The 19,022-nt window shown below is 67.3% G+C and carries 17 protein-coding genes; 9 read left to right on the forward strand and 8 right to left on the reverse strand.

All coding sequences use genetic code 11. The features are described 5' to 3' along the window. The first annotated feature begins 90 nt into the window (after positions 1–90). The 6 genes from ASE31_RS30060 (at position 91) to ASE31_RS30085 (ending at position 7,735) form a co-directional block, all read left to right on the forward strand. Positions 91–1,095 (forward strand): endonuclease/exonuclease/phosphatase family protein, encoded by a 1,005-nt coding sequence (locus ASE31_RS30060; protein ID WP_057206823.1) that lies wholly within the window; start codon positions 91–93, stop codon positions 1,093–1,095. A 231-nt stretch (positions 1,096–1,326) separates the two neighbouring features. After that, the gene (locus ASE31_RS30065) at positions 1,327–1,773 is read left to right on the forward strand and encodes a nuclear transport factor 2 family protein (RefSeq protein ID WP_057207092.1); all 447 of its coding nucleotides are present in this window, start codon (positions 1,327–1,329) and stop codon (positions 1,771–1,773) included. 171 nt (positions 1,774–1,944) lie between these two features. After that, positions 1,945–2,703: an IclR family transcriptional regulator gene (locus ASE31_RS30070; protein ID WP_057206825.1), complete on the forward strand. Its 759-nt coding sequence runs from the start codon at positions 1,945–1,947 to the stop codon at positions 2,701–2,703. A 416-nt stretch (positions 2,704–3,119) separates the two neighbouring features. Next, positions 3,120–4,961: a CocE/NonD family hydrolase gene (locus ASE31_RS30075; RefSeq protein ID WP_235514809.1), complete on the forward strand. Its 1,842-nt coding sequence runs from the start codon at positions 3,120–3,122 to the stop codon at positions 4,959–4,961. A gap of 72 nt (positions 4,962–5,033) precedes the next feature. Continuing rightward, positions 5,034–5,993, forward strand: a complete 960-nt coding sequence (locus ASE31_RS30080) for a tripartite tricarboxylate transporter substrate binding protein (RefSeq protein WP_082604457.1) — start codon at positions 5,034–5,036, stop codon at positions 5,991–5,993. A gap of 524 nt (positions 5,994–6,517) precedes the next feature. Further along, the gene (locus tag ASE31_RS30085) at positions 6,518–7,735 is read left to right on the forward strand and encodes a porin (protein ID WP_057206832.1); all 1,218 of its coding nucleotides are present in this window, start codon (positions 6,518–6,520) and stop codon (positions 7,733–7,735) included. A gap of 12 nt (positions 7,736–7,747) precedes the next feature. On the opposite strand, the gene ASE31_RS30090 is transcribed toward ASE31_RS30085, so the two are convergent. Beyond that, the gene (locus ASE31_RS30090) at positions 7,748–8,716 is read right to left on the reverse strand and encodes a DMT family transporter (protein WP_057207094.1); all 969 of its coding nucleotides are present in this window, start codon (positions 8,714–8,716) and stop codon (positions 7,748–7,750) included. 84 nt (positions 8,717–8,800) lie between these two features. Between ASE31_RS30090 and ASE31_RS30095 the strand changes: the two genes are divergently transcribed. Both ASE31_RS30095 and ASE31_RS30100 read left to right on the forward strand, forming a co-directional pair. After that, on the forward strand, positions 8,801–9,667 hold the full coding sequence (locus ASE31_RS30095; RefSeq protein WP_057206834.1) for a LysR family transcriptional regulator: 867 nt from the start codon (positions 8,801–8,803) through the stop codon (positions 9,665–9,667). 77 nt (positions 9,668–9,744) lie between these two features. Further along, positions 9,745–10,884: a zinc-binding dehydrogenase gene (locus ASE31_RS30100; protein WP_057206835.1), complete on the forward strand. Its 1,140-nt coding sequence runs from the start codon at positions 9,745–9,747 to the stop codon at positions 10,882–10,884. A gap of 25 nt (positions 10,885–10,909) precedes the next feature. Here the strand turns inward: ASE31_RS30100 and ASE31_RS30105 are convergent, their stop codons facing one another. The 3 genes from ASE31_RS30105 to ASE31_RS30115 are packed head-to-tail and all read right to left on the reverse strand — an operon-like array spanning position 10,910 to position 12,727. Beyond that, positions 10,910–11,554 (reverse strand): DsbA family protein, encoded by a 645-nt coding sequence (locus tag ASE31_RS30105; RefSeq protein ID WP_057206837.1) that lies wholly within the window; start codon positions 11,552–11,554, stop codon positions 10,910–10,912. Beyond that, positions 11,551–11,832, reverse strand: coding sequence for a hypothetical protein (locus ASE31_RS30110; RefSeq protein ID WP_235514810.1), 282 nt, complete (start codon positions 11,830–11,832; stop codon positions 11,551–11,553). The genes ASE31_RS30105 and ASE31_RS30110 overlap by 4 nt, the downstream gene beginning before the upstream one ends. A gap of 28 nt (positions 11,833–11,860) precedes the next feature. Continuing rightward, positions 11,861–12,727, reverse strand: coding sequence for an MBL fold metallo-hydrolase (locus tag ASE31_RS30115; protein ID WP_057206840.1), 867 nt, complete (start codon positions 12,725–12,727; stop codon positions 11,861–11,863). Positions 12,728–12,841: 114 nt separating this feature from the next. On the opposite strand from ASE31_RS30115, the gene ASE31_RS30120 reads away from it, so the two are divergent. Further along, positions 12,842–13,741 (forward strand): LysR family transcriptional regulator, encoded by a 900-nt coding sequence (locus ASE31_RS30120; RefSeq protein ID WP_057206842.1) that lies wholly within the window; start codon positions 12,842–12,844, stop codon positions 13,739–13,741. A 55-nt stretch (positions 13,742–13,796) separates the two neighbouring features. On the opposite strand, the gene ASE31_RS30125 is transcribed toward ASE31_RS30120, so the two are convergent. The 4 genes from ASE31_RS30125 to ASE31_RS30140 all read right to left on the reverse strand — a co-directional run bounded on the left by ASE31_RS30125 (position 13,797) and on the right by ASE31_RS30140 (position 18,947). Then, complete coding sequence (locus ASE31_RS30125; protein ID WP_057206844.1) at positions 13,797–15,935, reverse strand: alpha/beta hydrolase domain-containing protein; 2,139 nt, start codon at positions 15,933–15,935, stop codon at positions 13,797–13,799. Between the two features lie 228 nt (positions 15,936–16,163). Further along, the gene (locus tag ASE31_RS30130) at positions 16,164–17,162 is read right to left on the reverse strand and encodes a tripartite tricarboxylate transporter substrate binding protein (RefSeq protein ID WP_057206846.1); all 999 of its coding nucleotides are present in this window, start codon (positions 17,160–17,162) and stop codon (positions 16,164–16,166) included. 46 nt (positions 17,163–17,208) lie between these two features. Further along, a complete protein-coding gene (locus ASE31_RS30135; protein ID WP_057206848.1) occupies positions 17,209–17,568 on the reverse strand; it encodes a hypothetical protein in 360 nt (119 codons plus the stop codon). Further along, positions 17,565–18,947: an acyclic terpene utilization AtuA family protein gene (locus ASE31_RS30140; protein WP_057206851.1), complete on the reverse strand. Its 1,383-nt coding sequence runs from the start codon at positions 18,945–18,947 to the stop codon at positions 17,565–17,567. The genes ASE31_RS30135 and ASE31_RS30140 overlap by 4 nt, the downstream gene beginning before the upstream one ends. Positions 18,948–19,022: the final 75 nt, after the last annotated feature.

The raw sequence follows: 19,022 nt of genomic DNA on the forward strand, positions 1-19,022 counted from the left end.
ATCAGCCATCCAACCCAGGCACTATTCCACGATCAGTACATTCCAGAAATTGTCCTGCACGTTTGCCCTGCCACCCCGCCAATTGACCGTATGCCATATCCCGCAGTTCCCCGCTTCATCACCGCCAGGGCCCGGTGGCTGGTCTGGCTGTGCACCCTGGGCGCGCTGGCGGCGCCGATAGCGCGCTTTCTGCCAGCCGACCAGGTGCCCTCGCTGCAATGGCTGGTGGAGCTTCCGGCCCACTGGCAGTGGCTTTACCTGGTGGTGGGCGCGACCTCGCTGGTGCTGCTCATGCTCTCGGGGCGCAGCGGCATGGGCAAGGGGTGGCTGGCCCTGCCGGCCCTGGCAGCCCTGGTTCTGGGCGGCATCTTCCTGTGGCAGCCGGCCACGCTGCCGCGCGGTGCCGAACCGGCCGACCCCGGCGCGGTACTGACAGTGGGCACTGCCAACCTCAATGCGGCAACCACCGACTTCGGCCCGCTCACCGACTGGCTGGCCTTGGCCGATGCGCCCGATGTGGTGTTTCTGCAGGAGTTCACCGAGCTGGCCCAGCAGGCGCTCACCGGCAACCCCGCCGTGGCCGCGCGCTACCCCCACCGCCTCGCAGTTCCCCAGCCCGACCCGTTTGGCCTGGCCGTGCTGTCGCGCCATCCCTTGTCGGGCCTGCAGACGCTGCAGCCACAGGACCTGCGCGACACCCTGCGCCTGCGCGCCACCGTGGCATGGAATGGCAAGGCCGTGTACCTGAGCGCGCTGCACCCCATGCCGCCGCTGGACCAAGGCTTCGCCCAGGCCCGCGACCGGGCCCTGGTGCAGGAGGCGCAGCACCTCACAGCGCAACCGGGCGGCCTGGCACTGATGTCGGGGGACCTGAACATCACCCCCTGGGCGCGGGGACTGTTCGCGGTGGACGGCAGCATGCGCCGCGCCAATGGCATGGCACCCAGCTGGCCTAATGCCTTCGGCTGGCTGTCGGTGCTGCCGCTGGACCATGTGCTGGCATCGAGCGGCTGGCAGGTGGTGGGCGGGGGCATCGGGCCGGACTTGGGGTCGGACCATCGGCCCGTGGTCGTGCGGCTGACCGTCGCGCCTTAAGCGGCCTTCTGCGGTGCAGGCGCCTTGGGCCTGGCCTTCTTCTGCGCGGCCCGCGAATCATTGAAATCCGCCGCCGCGCGGCACCCTGCGCAAGGCCATGTCCGACAGGTCGCATGCATTCCCTCCTACACCTTTCAGCGGGCAATGCAATAGCCTGTCATGAACCAAGCACCAAGCCCGCGCGACAGCATCCATGCCGTGCGCAGCGCTTGCCAGAACGGAGCACCACTGATGAACGCACCCAAGGACCTGTTCCTCCAGCCCACCCGCTCTTTCCAAGACTTCCTGCGCACCCGCGAGCGGATCTCCAACGACTACATCAACGGCCACCCCGAGCCGCTGGCGGACATCGCCACGCAGCACGACCCCGCCACCTTCTTCCCGCCCAGCGGCACCACGGTGCAGGGAGCGGCAGAGGTATCAGCCAGCCAGCGCCAGGGCGCGCAGAGCTTTCGCGATGGCAGCACGGGGCAGTTCGAGATCATGCAGAGCGCCAGCAGCGGTACCCTCGCGTTCTGGACCGGCGTGCAGCATGCCGAGGTGGTGATGGAGGGCAAGGACGAGCGCGTGTCGATGCAGTTGCGCACGACCGAGGTGTTTCGCCTGGAGGATGGCCAGTGGAAGCTGATCCACCGCCATGCGGACATGCGCAAGGCGGGCGACGGCATCAAGGTCTGAACGCGCCATGGCGCGTTCTGGCTTCGCACCGGAGCCTGTCGCAGTCGTCTTGCCAGGACGGCGCCCACGTCCATCGCCAAGTCCTTGACACTGCACGAAGGTTGCATCCACTACCCCAGGCCTCGGAATCCGCCCCCCTATAATCGTCTCAATCAGTGAAACAGGACGGTCATGGAATACACGGTCAATGCGGTGCAGGAGGCGCTCGGGGTTCTGATGGTGGTAGCCCACAACCCGGGGCTAGGCGTGACGGAGATAGCCAAGCGCTCGGGCAACACCAAGGCTAGAACCTTCCGCTTTTTGGTCACACTGGAAGAAGCGTCTTTCGTGCAGCGTGACCGCGACTCGACGGCCTACAGCCTGGGCTACAAGGCGCTGGTGCTGGGCCTGGCCGCGCAAGAGCAAGTAAGCCTGACGCGGCTGGCCGACAAATACCTCGAAGCGCTGCAGGACCGGTTTAACGAGCATTCGGCCGTGTTGGTGCGTGACGAACTCGAATCCGTGTCGGTTGCGCAAAAACTCAGCACGCACGAGGTGCGGGTGCAGGGCGCGGTCGGGCGCCGGCGTCCACTGCATGCGGGCGCATCGGGCAAAGTGCTGCTGGCTTTTGCATCGCCCGAAGTGCAGGCTGCCGTGCTGGAGGGCGAGTTGAGCAAGTTCACCCCCCAGACCATCACCAGCAAGACCAAGCTCAAGCAGGAGCTCAAGCGGATCGCAGAGCAGGGCTATGCCACCTCGATAGCGGAGATGGCGGCCGACGTGGTGGCGGTCGCCGCGCCTGTGTTCGACTCCACAGGCTCGGTGCAGGCAGCCATCGGCATATCACTGCCCTCCAACCGCGCGCCGGACGACCTGGCGAAGATGATCCAGGCTGTGAGCAAGAGCGCAGCCGACCTGTCGTTCGAGCTGGGCTGGCGCAACCACGGCTGACCGGCTGCGGGGTCTTCGGGCGATACCCCGCCTTTTTCACGCTTTTCACCACTGATGCGCTGCCGTTGACACAGCTGCGCCAGGCGGCCTTGCCCGCCTGAAAAGCCGCGGCCGCCGCTCGCAGGCCCCGGCCTCTGACCGTTCCCGTAAGACCAGCCCTCGCTGCCTGGTCGACATTGCACGTCCACCCCCTGCTCGCCTGCTGGCAAAGCCCCTTGCAGGCCCCGCCCGACAGCGGCTGCGCAGCGATTTCGCACGCCCATACCAACGCCCGAGCGCTTTACGCGCAATTTTTCATGTGATAGCATTTGTATTACTGAACAAAACACAGTATCAACAAACAAAACATGCAAGCAGCAATCGAACAGCCGCAGAAGCGGCAAATCACCCCATGCCACGGGGTGGAACACAACGTGATGATCACCATGCGCGATGGCGTGCGGCTGGCCACGGACATCTACTTTCCCGCAGCGGCCGGCCAGCGTCTGCCCGGCCGCTTTCCGGTGGTTCTGGAGCGCACGCCCTACGGCAAGAGCGTGCCCAGCCGCTCCGAGCGCACGCACGCCGACGCCACTCCCCTCACCCGCGCCGAGGTAGCGGGGTACTTCGTTGCCCATGGCTATGTGGTGGTCTACCAGGACTGCCGGGGTCGCTACGGCTCCGAAGGCGATTTCGTCAAGTACTTGAGCGATGCCAAGGACGGCTACGACACCTGCGCATGGATCCTGGAACAGGACTGGGCGGACGGCGCCATAGGCACCAAGGGCCTGTCGTACGCAGCGCACACGCAGATGGCGGCGGCCAGCCTGGGCGCGCCCGGCCTGCGCGCGATGGTGGTGGACTCGGGCGGCTTCTCCAACGGCTTTCAGAGCGGCATCCGCCAGGGCGGTGCCTACGAGCTCAAGCAGGCCGCCTGGGCAGTGATGTTCGCGGCCGAGCATTCGCGCCGCAAGCACGCCGATGACAGCGACGGCCTGCACCTCACGCCGCAGGACCTGGACCGCTGGTTCAAGCGCATGCCCTGGCGCCGCGGCGATTCGCCGTTGACGGGGGCACCCGATTACGAGGACTTTCTCTTCGACCAGTGGGAGCGCGGCAACTTCGACAGCTACTGGAAGCAGCCAGGCATCTACGCAGAGGGTTACTACGACCGGCTGTGGCACATCCCGGCGCTGCATATTTCCTCCTGGTACGACGTGTACCCTCGCACCGCTGTCGAGAACTTCAAGGGAACAAAGGGGCATGGCGCGCCCCAGCAATTGGTGCTGGGCCCATGGACGCATGGCAACCGCTGGGAGACCTTTGCAGGCGACGTGGACTTCGGCCCTGCGGCGCGGCTGGACGCCAGCCTGGCGCCCAGCTTCCTGGAGCTTCGCCTGCAGTGGTTCGACCGCTGGCTCAAGGGTATGCAAACGGGCCACGGCGCCAAAGCCACTGCCCGCTCGCCAGTGAGCCTGTTCGTAATGGGCGGCGGCAGCGGCCGCAAGAATGCCCAGGGCCGGCTGGACCATGGCGGCCATTGGCGCGTCGAGCAGGACTGGCCCATCCTCGGCGCGCGGGACACGCGCTTGTACTTGCATGCCGATGGCAGCCTGCAAAGCGGGCCAGCCCCACAGACCCAGGGCGCGCACGAATACGTCTTCGACCCGCAAGACCCCGTCCCCACCCTGGGCGGCAGCGTGGTATCGCGCCCGCCGGCCATCTTTGCGGGCGGGTTCAACCAGGTGGAGCGCGCGGACTTTTTCGGTTGCCGCATGCCCGGCCGCCCACTTGCCCGGCGGCAGGATGTGCTGGTATTCGAGACGCCGCAGCTCAGCCACGACGTGGAGGTGACCGGCGCCATCGAGGTGGTGTTGCACGTCTCCAGCAACTGCCCGGACACGGACTTCACCGCGAAGTTGGTGGACGTGTACCCCCCCAGCGACGATTACGCCGAGGGCTATGCGCTGAACCTCACGGACGGCATCCTGCGCGCGCGCTACCGTGATTCTTGGGAGCACCCGGCCCTGATGGAGCCGGGCCAGGTCTATGCGCTGCGCATAGAACTCTTCCCCACCAGCAACCTGTTCCAGCGCGGGCACCGCATCCGGCTCGACATCTCGAGCAGCAATTTCCCCAAGTTCGACGTAAACCCCAACACGGGCGAGCCCGAGGCGCAGGCCACCCATTCGCGCGTGGCGATCAACCGCATCCATATGGGCGGCGTGCACGCGTCACACCTGCAGCTGCCCATGGCGCCCCGTGCCGCCAAGCCCTGAGCCGCTGATGCACCCCTACAGATTTTCCATCCCCGCCACCCCTGCCCATTTCTTGAAACAATGGAGAACACCATGAAGCGATTCGCCAGCCTGCTCACTGCCGCCGCATTGAGCCTCACGTCCCTAGCGGCCCACGCGGCCTGGCCCGATCATTCGGTGCGCTTCATCGTGCCGTTTCCGGCGGGCGGTCCATCCGACGCTGCCATGCGCGTCGTGGCCAAGCGCCTTGGTGAGCTGTGGGGCCAACCCGCAGTGGTGGAAAACCGGCCCGGCGCGCCAGGCATCGTGGTGGCGGCCTCGGCGCCGGCCGACGGCTACACCTTCGTGCTGGGCGCGGGCTCGCACATGGTGACGGCGCCCCTCATGAACCCCAAGCTCGCCTACAAGCCGCAGCGTGACTTCGTGCCCGTGAGCCTGTTGCTCACCAACACACCGGTGCTCACCGTGCACCCTTCGCTCAAGGTCAAGACGCTCAAGGACCTCATCAGTTACGCCAAGGCGCATCCCGGCGAGCTCAACTACAGCTCTGCAGGCAACGGCAGCCCCAGCCACCTGATGATGGAGATGTTCAACGACATCACGGGCACCAAGATGACGCACATCCCCTACCGAGGCGGAGCCCCCTCGGTGCAAGAGCTGCTGGCCGGGCACGTACAGTTGGGCATCAATGCCACACCCACAGTGCTGCAGTACGTGAATACGAACAAGCTCACGCCCCTGGCCGTGGCCAGTGCCAGGCGGGATGCGTCCATGCCCAATGTTCCCACCATGACGGAGGACGGCGTACCCAACTTCGACTACCAGATCTGGTACGGCATCTTCGCACCAGCCAACACTCCGGCGGCCATCGTGGCCAAGCTCAGTACCGACATGCAGAAGCTTCTGGCCGAGCCTGCCATCGTGCAGCAGATGCGCGCCCAGGGCGCCGATGCCAAGGGCTCAACGCCCCAGGCCTTCAGCCGCATGGTGCAGGCGGACACCGCCGCCTGGGGCAAGCTGATCCAGGAAAAGAAGCTGAGTCTCGACGAATAGGCGCCACCGGCAGGCGACCAGTTCAGGACTGCGGCACGGGTGCAACGGCCTTCGCCCGCAAGGGGCGCCTGCACAGACCTTCACGTCATTCGAAGGATATGAGAAATGGCCTGCGTGCAGCAACGGCTTTGCTGCACACCATGCGAAGAATCTGTTGAAAGACAGGGGCGAACTCCCACCCCTGCCCCACGCCGCTCTGGTGGGGCTTGACGACCTCGGCGTGTTGGACCAAGTGCTAACCACTTGGTCCTTTTTTTTGGCCCGTGATTTCGCCATGCACCTTCATGGTGAGCGCGCACCGCCATGGCGCATGCGATGGACCACATTGCACGCAGCATCGACAGACAACACCAAAGATCAACAGACAAAACAAACACTTGACGGAGCGTTATCTCGGTTTCAAAATTGTCTCACCCATCGCAACATTGTATCAACCAATAAAACACCATGAATTGAGACATGGCGGTAGGGGGCTTGCAGCCGATGGGCCGCAGGTCGTCATCCACCCATACCGGAAAGACTCCATGAAGAAACACACCATCGCCTTTGCCGCCACCCTGGCCGCAGCGGGCCCGGCCCTCGCCCAAACGTCGGGCGTACAGATCTATGGCATTGCAGACGTGGGTGTGGCCTATGTCGGCACCGTGCAGGCCCCTACTACTGCGGCACCGAAAAACACCGGCAGCGGCTGGCTGCAAGACTCGGGGCTGCTGCAAGCCTCACGCCTGGGGTTTCGGGGCACGGAGGACCTGGGAGGCGGCCTGCGGGCGCAGTTCGGGCTGGAGGGCGGGCTGGCCATTGACAGTGGCTCATTCAGCCAAGGCGGCCTGCCCTTTGGCCGGCGCTCCACAGTGGGCCTGGCTGGCTGGATCGGTGATCTGCAGATCGGCCGCCGCAAGGACTTCACCGACGAGATCGCGGAACCGTTCTCCAGCATCACGCCGTTCGGCACCTTCATCACGCGCGTGCACTCCAACAACATGGACCGTATCGGGGGTAACCGGGCCAACAACATGGTGTACTACAGCACCCCGCGCTGGAACGGCTTTCGCGCCAACGTGACTTACGGATTGGGCGAGACGGCGGACAGCACTGCCACGGGCCAATCGTTCGGCGCGGGCGCCATTTACAACACCGAGGGTTTCGGTGCCGGCGTGGGCTACTGGCAGTCAAAACTGGGCGTGGTGACCGCCACGGCCAACAGCAGCAGCGACCAGGGAGCCGCCACGGGCGCGGGCTGCAACACCGTGGGCATGGGCCAGCCGGGCGAGGTCTGTATGCGCACGTGGATCGTGGGCGCACGCTACAAGACCGGCGGCCTGCACCTGCATGGCAGCTTCTCGCGCGTGAACCAGCCGCTGGTGCGCACAGGCGCGGGCGCTGGGCCCAACTTCGCAGCCAACTTCACGCGCCCTACCGGCACCCAGCCCTTCACTGCTGGCGGACCCAACAACCCGTCGAGCAATATTGCGGACCTGGGCGTGGAGTACGCCATGGGCGTGTGGCTGCTCAAGGGCAGCTTCATCCAGTCACGCTACAACTTCATCGGCGCCGCCAGCAAGGGTAAGCTCACGCAGTACACGGCCGGCGCAGAATACCGCCTGTCAAAGCGCACCACGCTGTACGCCACCGTGGCCCACCTGAAGGCCGATGCCATGTACAGCCCCGGCATCATCGGCCCTGCGCCCGGGGCCGGCAACGCCACCACGGCCCTAGGCACCGGCATCCGCCACACGTTCTGAGAGCGACGGCCGTCAGGCGGGGCGGGCCACAGCCCTGCCCGGCCGCCGTATCGTCCACAGCGCAGCCGCCATCAGCACCACGCCGCCCAACTGCACCGGGCTCAGCGTGCGCCCGTACACCGCCCAGTCGACCAGCACCGCGGTGAGCGGGTAGACGAACTGCAGCACCGCGATCTTGCCCAGAGCCAGCCGCGCCATGCCGGCGAACAGGATCACATAGGCCAGCCCCGTGTGCAGCACGCCCAGGCCCGTGAGCCACGCCCATGCGGCCGCCGTGTGCGGCCAGCCGAAGGCTAACGGAGCCCACGCCAGCACCACGGAGCCCACCAGGCACTGCCAAAGCGCCAGGGCAAAGGGGCTGATGGGCGCGGGCGCGCGGCTGGCCAACAGCGTGACGGCGGCATAGCAGAACGAGCCGCCCAGGCACATCAGCACCCCGGCAAGGTAGGCCCCGCCATCGGCCGTGCCGGCGGGTATGCCATCGAGCAGCCCGGTGGTGAGCACCAGCCCGGCCAATGCCGCGAGCGTGGCCATCCATTGGACTGGAGAGACGGCCTCGCGCAGAAACAGCGCACCGAACACGATGACCCAGATGGGCTGCACATGGAAGATGACCGTGGCCACCGCGATGGAGGTGCGCGGGATGGCCGCAAAGAACAGCGCCCAGTTGAGCACCATGAACACCCCGGTGGCGCAGGCCACCCAGCGGCTCCTGGCCTGGTGGCGCAGCAGCAGCTCGCGCCCCCGGCCCGTGGCCAGGCACCAAGCCACCAGGGCCAGCGCGCCGAACACGCAGCGGAACCACACCGTCACCAGCGGGTGCTGGCCGGCCTCTTCGACGAAGACTCCGATGGTGCCCAGCAGCACGCCGCCGGCGATCATGAGCCACTGGCCGGTGCGCTCGCGGGCAATGCCTGCGGGGTCCGAGCCCCTGGCGAGGATGGCCGGTGATGCGGGAAGTGCGGAGACCTTGTAGTTCATGGCGCCAATGGTCGTGGCTTTGCCCACCGAGGTAAAGCGCATAGTTCGCGGCACAGCCATTCGATAATCGAATACATTGCACGCATGACTCATCCCGACCTGCAGATCGACTGGCTGCGCGCCTTCGTCGCCGTGGTGGACGCTGGCTCGCTCTCGGGTGCGGCGCCGCTGGTGCACCGTTCGCAGTCGGCCGTCAGCATGCAGATCAAGAAGCTCGAAGCGGCGCTGGGCCGCCCGGTGCTGCTGCGCGGCCCGCGCCACCTGGAACTGACGCCCGTGGGCGAGGAACTGCTGTCGTACGCGCGCCGCATGCTGGAGCTGCAGGCCGAAACGCAGACCGCCCTGTTCGGCCCGCAGCTGGCGGGCCGGGTGCGCCTGGGCGTGCCGGACGACTATGCATCGACCTACCTCACCCCCGTGCTGCGCAGCTTTTCGCACCGCTACCAGGGGGTGGAGATCGAGCTGACCTGCGAGCAATCGACCTCGCTGATCCCGCGCGTGGTGCGCGGCGAGCTGGACCTGGCCCTGGTGTCGCGCGACAAGCCGCAGCGTGGGCGCTTTTTGTTCCAGGAGCCCCTGGTCTGGGTGGGCGCCGCCCAGTTCGAGGCCTGGCGGCGCGACCCGCTGCCGATTGCGGTCTACGAATCGGCCAGCCTGGCGCGCATCGCCACCATGAAGGCCCTGGCCGCGCGGCGCCGCGCCTACCGCATCGTCTACCACAGCTCCAGCCTGGCGGGCCAGCTGGCCGCCGTGGAAAGCGGCCTGGCCGTGGCCGTGCTCACGCGCTGCAGCGTGCCGCCCAACCTGCAGATATTGCAGAACCTGCCGGCCGAGTTCGACCTGCCCGCCCTCGATTCGATGGACGTGTCGGTGCTGCGCAGCAAGGAGTCGCAGCGCTCACCGGCGGTGGATGCGATGTATGAGCAGATGGTGCGGACGTTGGCCCAGTGAGCCAAGTGGGTGACAGCACAGACGCCCCATCACGGCGACAATGAAAGTCGAAACCGTTATTCCACCGGGAGACACCCATGACCACCGCCATTCCATCCACCGCTCTGCAACTGCGCTCGCTGGTGCAGCCTGATGCCACCTTGCAGATCAGCCTCGAACCCACCCCCGTGCCCACCCCGGGGCCCGACGAGGTGCTGGTGCAGGTCCAGGCGACGCCGATCAACCCATCGGACATCGGCCTGCTGTTCGGGCCGGCCGACCTGTCCACCGTGCAGGTGTCCGGCAGCGCCGACCGGCCGGTGGTGACCGCGCGCATCCCGGACCGCGCCATGCCCGCCATGGCCGCACGCCTGGCCCAGAGCATGCCCGTGGGCAACGAGGGCGCGGGCCTGGTGGTGGCGGCAGGTTCCTCTCCCGCCGCCCAGGCCCTGCTTGGCCGCACGGTGGCTTTGATCGGTGGGGCCATGTATGCGCAGTACCGGGCCATGCCCGCCGCGCAGTGCCTGCCGCTGCCGGCCGGCACCACCGCGGCCGAGGGTGCGTCGTGCTTCGTCAACCCGCTCACAGCGCTGGGCATGGTGGAGACCATGAAGCGCGAGGGCCACACCGCGCTGGTGCATACCGCCGCCGCCAGCAACCTGGGCCAGATGCTCAACAAGGTCTGCCAGAAGGACGGCATCGGCCTGGTCAATATCGTGCGCAAGCCCGAACAGGCGGCGCTGCTGCGCGAGATCGGTGCCCAGTACGTGTGCGACAGCAGTGCGCCCGGTTTCATGGCCGAGCTGACCGATGCCCTGGCCGCGACGGGTGCCACCATCGCGTTCGACGCCACAGGCGGCGGCACGCTGGCTGGGCAGATTTTGCAGTGCATGGAAGCCGCCATCAACCGCAAGGCCACCGAGTACAGCCGCTATGGCTCGGCCGTGCACAAGCAGGTCTACCTGTACGGCCACCTGGACACCCGCCCCACCGAGATCCAGCGCAGCTTCGGCATGGCCTGGGGCGTGGGCGGCTGGCTGCTGTTCCCGTTCTTGCAGAAGATCGGCAACGAGGCGGCACAGGCGCTGCGCCAGCGCGTGGCGGCCGAGCTCAAGACCACGTTCGCCAGCCACTATGCGCGCACGGTATCGCTGGCAGAGGCGCTGAGCGCCGATGCCATTGCCTTCTACGGGCCGCGCAACACCGGTGCCAAGGTGCTGATCGATCCGTCGAAGTAGACGGTGAGCGCCAACGGCGCTGAAATCAGGCGGCAGCCAGTACCAGCTCCAGCAAGCGCTCATGCGGCCCGAGCAACGCGTCGCCGCCGATCAGCCTGAGCGCCCCGCCCTCCCCCGTGACCACCAGTTGCGGCACACCGCGTGCGCCCACGGCGCGCAGGGTGGCCTGTGACTTGGCCACGCGTTCGGCCATGGCACGGTGCAGTGCGGCATCGGGCGCCAGGGTCTGCGCGGCTGCGTCGGCCAGGCCCAGCGTGGTCAACACGTCGGCCAGCACCTGCACATCGGCCGTGTCGCGGCCGTCGATATAGCGGGCGCGCTGCAGGGCGTGCAGGGCATCCAGCTCGCGGTCTGGCGTGGTCTGCGCCACGGCGGTGAGTGCCAGGGTGGCGGGGCCGGAATCAAAGCGGCCCGAAGGCGCGCCTAGTATCTTGTCGCGGTAGGCCTCGCTGAACGGCTGGCCGGTGAGCTTTTCGATGCGCTGGTCGTTGGACCAGGCATAGGCGGCAAATTCCGCATCCATGGGCCGGGCACCAGCGCCCGCGAACAGGCCCGATGGCGCCAGGGTGACATGCACGCCGGGGGTCCCCTGCAGGCGGCCCAGGGCAGGCGCAGCGGCGTAGCACCAGCCGCACAGGGGGTCAAACAAATACGTCACTGCCGTTGTCATGGTCTTGGTTCTTTTTCAGTAGGTTGGGAGAGCGCCGCTTCGAAAAGCGCCAGCTCTTCTTCCAGGGTGCCGCGGCTGCGGAAGTGCCGGTTGGCGCGGTCGTACCAGTTCTCGGCGTCTTCCAGATCACCCTCCTGCAGGTGCAGGATGCCATGGAGCCAGGCCGCCAGCAGGGAGCCATCGTGCTGCACCAGATCGTGCGCTTCGTTCCAGCGCCCGGCGCGCAGATGCAGCAAAACGGGTTGAAGTGGGTGCGTTGGCATGATCTGGTGGTCCATCACTTTGGGGGATTGGTAAACCTGTTGCTTACCACTTCATGTCGCCCTTGTTCACTTTTGCACCGATATCCAACGACAAGCCCATGGGCGCGGCGGGGTACGCCTTCTTCATGGCGTCGATCAGCTCGGCGCTGGTCTTGGTCGCTGCGGCATTTTTCTCGAAGGCCTGCAGGTAGCCCTTGGTGTAGGTCACATTGGCAGCGGTCAGTGCGGTGCCGGCGCCCATGTGGCCGGGCACGACCACGGCGGGCTGCAGGGCGGCCATCTCGTCGAGCTGGGCCACCCAGGCACTGCGTTCGGCCACGGTCTGGGTGTCGGCGGTCCATACATGGGTGTTGGTGCCGAACACGCCGATGTTGCCCACCACAGCCTTCACCGAGGGGATCCAGGCATAGGGGCGGTGCGCCAGCAGGCCGGTGGTGCCACGGATTTCGACCACCTGGCCGTCGACCGTGAGGGTGTTGCCGGTGATGGCCTTGGGCAGCACGGGCGTGCGCGGTGCGTTGGCACCCATCTTGGGGCCCCAGAAGGCAAGCTTGCCAGCGAGCTTGGCGCTGATCTTTTCCAGTACGGCGGGGGTGGTCACCACCTCAGCCTGGGGAAAGAACTCCTTGAGCGTTTCCACGCCGAAGTAGTAATCCGGGTCGGCCTGGCTCACGTAGATGGTCTTGAGCGCTTTGCCGCTGTCGAGCACGTTGGCGGCAATGCGCAGCGCGTCGGCACGGGTGAACCCGGCGTCGATGACCATGGCCTCCTTCTCGCCGTAGACCAGGGTGGAGTTGACATTGAAGCTGTTGCCGTCGGCGTTGTAGACCTTGATCTGCAGCGGCTCGGCAGCCTGTGCGGCGGTGAAGGCGATGGCCAGGGTGGCAGCGATAACGGTGGTGCTGAACATGCGGGAATCTCCAGAAGTGGATGGTGTTGCTCGGTACAGGCTGCAGTTTATTTGCGCCAATCGATCTAATAAACCGCTTAAACTGCGCATATTTGTTGCACCAATAGATCAAATATGGACCGCCTGACCGCTATGCGCGTGTTTGTGGAAGTCGCCACCAGCGGCAGCTTCAGTGCCACGGCCGACCGGCTCGACATGTCGCGCGCCATGGTCACGCGCTATGTGGGCGAGATGGAGCAGTGGCTGCAGGCCCGCCTGCTGCAGCGCACCACCCGCAGCGTGACGCTGACCGATGCGGGCGAGGCCTGCCTGCGCCGCTGCCAGCAGATGCTGGCGCTGGCGCAGGACATCGAGGAAGAGACCACCGCCACGGGTGAAGGCGAGCTGCGCGGCCAGTTGCGGCTGACCTGCAGCGTGTCGTTCGCCTATGCGCAGCTGGGCGAGGCGATCACCGACTTTCTGGCGCTGCACCCGCTGCTCAAGATCGACCTGGATGCGAGCGAAGGCGCGCTCAACTTGGTGGAGCGGCGCATCGACCTGGCCATCCGCATCAGCAGCGGGCCCGACCCGATGCTGATCGCCCGGCCGCTGGCGCGCTGCGATTCGGTGCTGGTGGCATCGCCCGCGTACCTGGCGCGCCATGGCGTGCCCGCCCTGCCGGTCGACCTGGAACGCCACCGCTGCCTGAGCTATGCCAACTTCGGCAAGAGCGTGTGGGAGCTGGCCCGGGGCGGCGAGACAGAGCGCGTGGCCGTGTCCAGCCATTTCAGCGCCAACGAGGCCACCACCCTGCTGCGCGCCGCACTGGCCGGCGGCGGCATTGCGCTGCAGCCCACCTACCTGGCCAACCCGCACATCGCCAGCGGCGAACTGCAGGCTCTGCTGCCCGGCTGGGAACTGCCGGTGATGGCCATCAATGCGCTGTACACCTCGCGCCGGCACCAGTCGCCTGCGGTGCGGGCGTTGCTGAATTTTCTCGTCGAGCGCTTCAAGGGAGCCCCCTGGTCGCTCTGAAATACAAAGGCCCGGGCACCAGCCCTGGCCTTTGCATCAAAGGGCCAACCTACCGTCAGGGCAGGATCACCGTAGCCCTGGCCCGGTCGATCTGGGCCTGTGCGTCCCGCGGCAGCAACAGGCGCTGGGCCACCAGAGCATTGGCCGCCTCGGTCACCGCGGCCACATAGCCGGCCTGGTTGCCGTACAGCTCCTCCAGCGACACCCGGCCATCACCGGCCGCCAAGCGCGCGGCCCGCGTGGTGTGGAACGGGATGTAGCCGCCCGTGAGGTTGGCCAGGTCGGTGATGCCGGGCGTGGCCACATAGTTGAACTCGAAGCTCGTGCCCAGCGGCGCGCGCGCCTCCACGCTCTGGATGCCGGCGCGGGTCAGGCCCGTGCGCGCATCCACCTGGGGCACCAGGATGGCGTAGTCGCGGTTCAGGTTGCGCGGGGGCAGCACGCTGGCGATGCCGGCCTCGTCCTGCGGCACATACTGCGGGCCGAAGTCGAACAGCGGGAAGTTGTTGTGCCAGCCCAGGTAGTTGAAGTCGGGGATGGCCGTCTGCGCGCCGTTCACCGCCCAGGTCAGCCCCTTCATGGCCGGGAAGGCCACCTGCGCGGGCCGCACCAGCGTGCCATCGGCCACCTTGGGCACCTGGCTGGCGGGTGGCGTGGTGCCGCGCACCACCCAGTCCTCCAGCCCCAGGAACAGCGCGCGGAAGGTGTCGTTGAACTGCACCACCGTGCCCGTGGGGTATGGCGCGCGGCTCGGCGCATAGCTGATGCTGGCCGTGCCGCCGGCCCCGCCGTGCTGGGTGCTGGCGTAGTAGTAGATGCGCGCGTTGTCGGGCTGGGTCAGGTCCTTGAGCCCATTGGCGTCCGTTAGCACCGGCGAGCCCTGCAGCTGCCAGAACTCCGTGCCCGACAGGCCCAAAAAGAACTTGGGGCAGGTGCTGGTGGCGGCACAGCGCTTCATCACCCCGCCCTGGCGGCCGCTGATGTCGTCCACGTAGTCCTTGTCCAGCCCGCGCGGCGCCGTTTGGCCGAAGGCGGTGTGGTCGGTGCGCAGCCCGCCGCCGCCGCCGGGCACGGCGAAGCGGGTGTTGATGTTGGTCTGGCGTGCGGCCACGTGGGCGTACATGCCGTCGAACACCTTGCTGCCATCGAGCGCCTGGTTGAAGCCCAGGTGCAAGAAGGTCTTCATCGCGTTGCCCGACTGCGAGGTGCCCTGCCCCAGCGTGTGCGTGATGCGCCCAGCCACCGGGTTGGCCGTGCCGCTGGCGTCGGCCCCCTTGCTGCGGAAGAAGCTCACCGTATCGCGCAGCGCGGCCAGGCCCACGCCCATGACCTTGGGGTCCTTGGCGACGTAGACCAGCTCGTACAGGTAGGCCGGGTCGAACCCGCCCTTGAGGCAGACGCTGGTGGGGCTGGGCGTGCCAGGGAAGGCTTTGGCGCCCGTGGCGTCGCAGGTGGCGAACTTCCAGTCCGCAGCGGAGATGGTCACGTATGGATCGGTCTCGTTGGCGCGCCGCGTGAGCGAATAGCCGGGCTGGGTGTTGTCCAGGCTGGCGGGCTCGTAGGGGATCATAGTGCCATTGAAAACGCCGCCGGGCAGCGTCATCGCAGGACTGGCCGCCGTGGGCACCAACTCGGCGCGGTACGGGCCGGTGATGCTGGTGCCGTCCTTGTTCTTCGCCACGGGCACGGTGGCCGTGAGGCGCGCCGCCGCGCTCTTGGGCACGTCGCCCTGCCAGGCGGAGTACAGCATCACGTAGCCGCGCTCCAGGTACACGGCATCGCTGGGCGTGGCCGTGGGGTTGAGCATGGTGAGGATGTTGCCGCGGTTGGGCGCGTCGTAGCGCAAGACCCCGCTGGCCTTGGCCATATCCTTGGGCTTCAACATCACAAATTCGGTCTTGTATTCGGCCATGCCGCGGGCATTGACAGGCGCCAGCGCCAGGTCCTGGATGACCGCGTTCTTGGGATCGGCAGGGTCCACCTCGCCCGAGAGCGTGCCCGTGAGGCGCTCGTAGGCGCCCACCGTGCCGTAGGTGCCCGGAAAGTCCTCGCGGGCGGTGATCTCGAGCTTCATGGCCGGGGCCTTGCCGGTCAGGCCGTCGTCGTTGCTGCTGCCGCCGCATGCGGTGACGGCTGCTGCGGCCGCAGCCGTGAGAGCGATGGCGCCCCAGGTGGGAAGAGGATGTTTTCTCATGTTGCTTGTCTCCTGTGTGGTTGCTCTTGTGGTCTCTTGCTTGCGGGAAAAACGGACATGCAGCGGCTTCGCACCTCGCTCACGGGGAGTCGGGTGTTCGGGCATGGCTGCGCCCATACCGGCGGCGCAGGCGCGCGGCCGATTGGCGTCTCTTTCAGGGGTGGGCTGTGCGCGTCCTCAAAAACGCGGCACAGGGCTGCGTGCCGGCTGGGCACGCAGGTGGGCGGTTTACTCGGCTTCGATACCGGCAGCCTTGATGACCTTGCCCCACTTCACCGTTTCGGCGGCCTGAAACTTGGCCAGCTCGTCGGGCGTGGTCGTCCAGGCTTCGGAGCCCGCCATGTCGAAGAAGGCCTTGGCGGCCGCGCTCTTCGTGGCCGCGCCCATCAGTTCATTGAGGCGCGCCACCACGGCAGGCGGCGTGCCCGCAGGGGCGTAGGCGGCGAACCAGTAGCCCATGTCATAGCCCTTGACGCCAGCCTCGTCGATGGTGGGCACATCGGGCAGCTGCGAGCTGCGCTTTTGCGTGGAGTAGCCCAGCGCGCGCAGCTTGCCGGCCTTGACCTGGGGCACGCCGGTGGAGGTGTCGGTGATCATCAGGTCGATCTGCCCGCCCAGCAGATCGGTGATGGCCAAGGGGTTGCTCTTGTAGGGCACGTGCAGTATGTCCACGCCGGCCAGCTGCTTGAGCATTTCACCAGCCATGCGGCTCGACGAGCTGCCGCTGCCGAAACTGAGCTTGCCCGGCGCCTTTTTGGCCGCGGCCACGACGTCGCCCACGTTCTTGTAGGGCGATGCGGCATTGACCACCATCACCTGCCCACCCTTGCCCAGGCCGCTGATGGGCGCGAAGTCCTTCACCGGGTCGTACGAGAGCTTCTTGTACAGGTGCTCGTTGGCTGCGTGCGTGGTGTTGGTGGTGATGAGAAGGGTGTAACCGTCCGCAGGCGCCTTGGCCACCGCCTGTGCGGCGATCATGCCGCTGGCGCCGGCCTTGTTGTCGATGACCACGGGCTGCTTGGTGTCGTTGGTGATGGACTGGCCGATGGCGCGCGCCAGCTGGTCGGTGGCGCTGCCGGCGGCAAACGGCACGACGAAGGTGATGGCCTTGGCCGGGTAGGCCTGGGCCATGGCCGTGCCGGCAAAGCCCAGCGATGCGGCCATGGCCATGGCGGCGGCAAGGGTGCGTCGGCGGGATGGGGAATGCATGGTGTTGAAAGCGCTCATGTTGTCTCCTGGTGTTGTTGGTGATGGTGAAGGAACGAAATCGGGGTCAGCCCGGGCCCGCAAGATGCCCGGCCAGTGCCTGCGGCACCTGCACCGGCAGGTCGAGCAGCAGGTAGCTCAGCGCCTTGCCGTGGCTGTCGAGGTTCAGGGCGTCGTTGACGCCACCGTCCAGCACGTCGTCGAGCACGAAGTTCATGGCCTGCAGCTGCGGCAGCACGTAGCGCACCACGCGGCCCGGCTCGCGGTGCGCAAAATGGTGCGCCACGGCGGCCTCGGTCACCTGGGCCATGAGCACATCCCACAGTGCAGGGTGCCAGGCGATGACGCTGATGTTGGAGCGGTTGCCCTTGTCCCCGGTGCGGCTGTGCGCCAGGCGGTACAGCGGAACAGTGATGGTGTCGGTCATGCGGCCGCCCTTTCTTCTTGCACGATGGCATCGAACATGCGGTAGCCCGTGGGCACGGCCTCGCGCGGCACCAGGCACGACACGGTGCCCAGGCGCGGCCGCATCGCCGTGCGTACTCCGCCGCCACCTGCGGGCCCGCAGGTATAGAGCGCCGTCACCTCGCGCAGCAGGCGCTGGGCGCTGGCATGGTCGCGGTGCTGCAGGGCTACGCGCAGGCGCACGTCGCGGGCACCGCCGTCGCCGGTGGCATCCAGCCAGCGGCCGGCATCGTCGCCCAGCACGCTGGTCACGCCGATCAGGTCGATACGCAGCGGGCCCAGGCCGGCCAGGCGCTCGCGCAGCACCTCGCCCGCCAGGCGGGCACGGGCCTCGGCCCGGGCACCGGCGTAGGAAATCTCGCCCTCGGCGAACCAGCCCGATTCGAAGCACACGTTGACCTTGAGCGTGGCCGGCCGGGCATGGCCGCGTACCCCTTCGAGCCGCACGGCATCGGGCCCCACGGCGGTGACGGTGGCCTCGGTGATGTCGGCCACCACGTCGGGGGTCAGGTAGGCGGCGGGGTCGTGCAACTCGTACAGCAGTTGCTCCTTGACCGTGCGCTCGTCGATGCGCCCGCCGGTACCCGGGGGCTTGGTGATGGTGCAATGCCCGTCGGCATCGATCTCGGCAATCGGGTAGCCCAGGCGGGCCATGCCGGGCACGTCCTTGTAGCCCGGGTCGGCGAAATAGCCGCCGGTGACCTGGGCGCCGCATTCGAGCAGGTGGCCGGCCATGGTGGCGCGGGCCATGCGATCCCAGTCGTCGGGTGCCCAGCCGTAGTGCGCCAGGGCCGGGCCCAGCACCAGGGAGGGGTCGGCCACGCGGCCGCAGACCACTACATCAGCGCCCTCGCGCAGCGCGCCGGCAATGGCCTGCGCGCCGATGTAGGCGTTGGCGCTGGCGATGGTTTCGGTGGGCATCGCATTGCCCAGGGCACCCTGCAGCAGGGCGCGGTGCGCGGGGTCGCTCAGGTCGTCGCCCTGCACCACCGCCACGCGCGGGCGGCGCAGGCCCAGCTCGGCCGCCAGTTGCACGATGCGCCGGGCCGCGCCCTCGGGGTTGGCGGCGCCGAAGTTGCTCACGATGCGCACGCCATGCGCCAGGCAGTCGCCCAGCACGGGGCGCAGCATGTCGACCAGCAGGGGTTCGTAGCCGGCATCGGGGTCGCTGCGGCGGGCCAGTTGGGCCAGGGCCAGGGTGCGCTCGGCCAAGGTCTCGAAGATCAGCACAGCCGGCTTGCCGCTGGCGATCAGGGCCTGCACCACGGGCGCGGCGGCGTCCGTGCGGTCGCCCGAGAAGCCGGCGGCGCAGCCGACCAGCAGTGTTGCGTTGTTCGCCATAAGGTGTCTTTGTCTCCTGTGCCGCACTGTAGGCACCGGGTGTTATTCTGTGAAATAGATTGTTGGTATCAATCC

It is taken from the genome of Acidovorax sp. Root217, assembly GCF_001428645.1.
GTDB lineage: Bacteria > Pseudomonadota > Gammaproteobacteria > Burkholderiales > Burkholderiaceae_C > Acidovorax.

Excerpts from the sequence above, each read along its gene's own strand:
- ASE31_RS30060 (WP_057206823.1), top strand. The coding sequence starts at position 91 with ATGCCATATCCCGCAGTTCCCCGCTTCATCACCGCCAGGGCCCGGTGG.
- ASE31_RS30065 (WP_057207092.1), top strand. The coding sequence starts at position 1,327 with ATGAACGCACCCAAGGACCTGTTCCTCCAGCCCACCCGCTCTTTCCAA.
- ASE31_RS30070 (WP_057206825.1), top strand. The coding sequence starts at position 1,945 with ATGGAATACACGGTCAATGCGGTGCAGGAGGCGCTCGGGGTTCTGATG.
- ASE31_RS30075 (WP_235514809.1), top strand. The coding sequence starts at position 3,120 with ATGATCACCATGCGCGATGGCGTGCGGCTGGCCACGGACATCTACTTT.
- ASE31_RS30080 (WP_082604457.1), top strand. The coding sequence starts at position 5,034 with ATGAAGCGATTCGCCAGCCTGCTCACTGCCGCCGCATTGAGCCTCACG.
- ASE31_RS30085 (WP_057206832.1), top strand. The coding sequence starts at position 6,518 with ATGAAGAAACACACCATCGCCTTTGCCGCCACCCTGGCCGCAGCGGGC.
- ASE31_RS30090 (WP_057207094.1), bottom strand. The coding sequence starts at position 8,716 with ATGAACTACAAGGTCTCCGCACTTCCCGCATCACCGGCCATCCTCGCC.
- ASE31_RS30095 (WP_057206834.1), top strand. The coding sequence starts at position 8,801 with ATGACTCATCCCGACCTGCAGATCGACTGGCTGCGCGCCTTCGTCGCC.
- ASE31_RS30100 (WP_057206835.1), top strand. The coding sequence starts at position 9,745 with ATGACCACCGCCATTCCATCCACCGCTCTGCAACTGCGCTCGCTGGTG.
- ASE31_RS30105 (WP_057206837.1), bottom strand. The coding sequence starts at position 11,554 with ATGACAACGGCAGTGACGTATTTGTTTGACCCCCTGTGCGGCTGGTGC.
- ASE31_RS30110 (WP_235514810.1), bottom strand. The coding sequence starts at position 11,832 with ATGGACCACCAGATCATGCCAACGCACCCACTTCAACCCGTTTTGCTG.
- ASE31_RS30115 (WP_057206840.1), bottom strand. The coding sequence starts at position 12,727 with ATGTTCAGCACCACCGTTATCGCTGCCACCCTGGCCATCGCCTTCACC.
- ASE31_RS30120 (WP_057206842.1), top strand. The coding sequence starts at position 12,842 with ATGGACCGCCTGACCGCTATGCGCGTGTTTGTGGAAGTCGCCACCAGC.
- ASE31_RS30125 (WP_057206844.1), bottom strand. The coding sequence starts at position 15,935 with ATGAGAAAACATCCTCTTCCCACCTGGGGCGCCATCGCTCTCACGGCT.
- ASE31_RS30130 (WP_057206846.1), bottom strand. The coding sequence starts at position 17,162 with ATGAGCGCTTTCAACACCATGCATTCCCCATCCCGCCGACGCACCCTT.
- ASE31_RS30135 (WP_057206848.1), bottom strand. The coding sequence starts at position 17,568 with ATGACCGACACCATCACTGTTCCGCTGTACCGCCTGGCGCACAGCCGC.
- ASE31_RS30140 (WP_057206851.1), bottom strand. The coding sequence starts at position 18,947 with ATGGCGAACAACGCAACACTGCTGGTCGGCTGCGCCGCCGGCTTCTCG.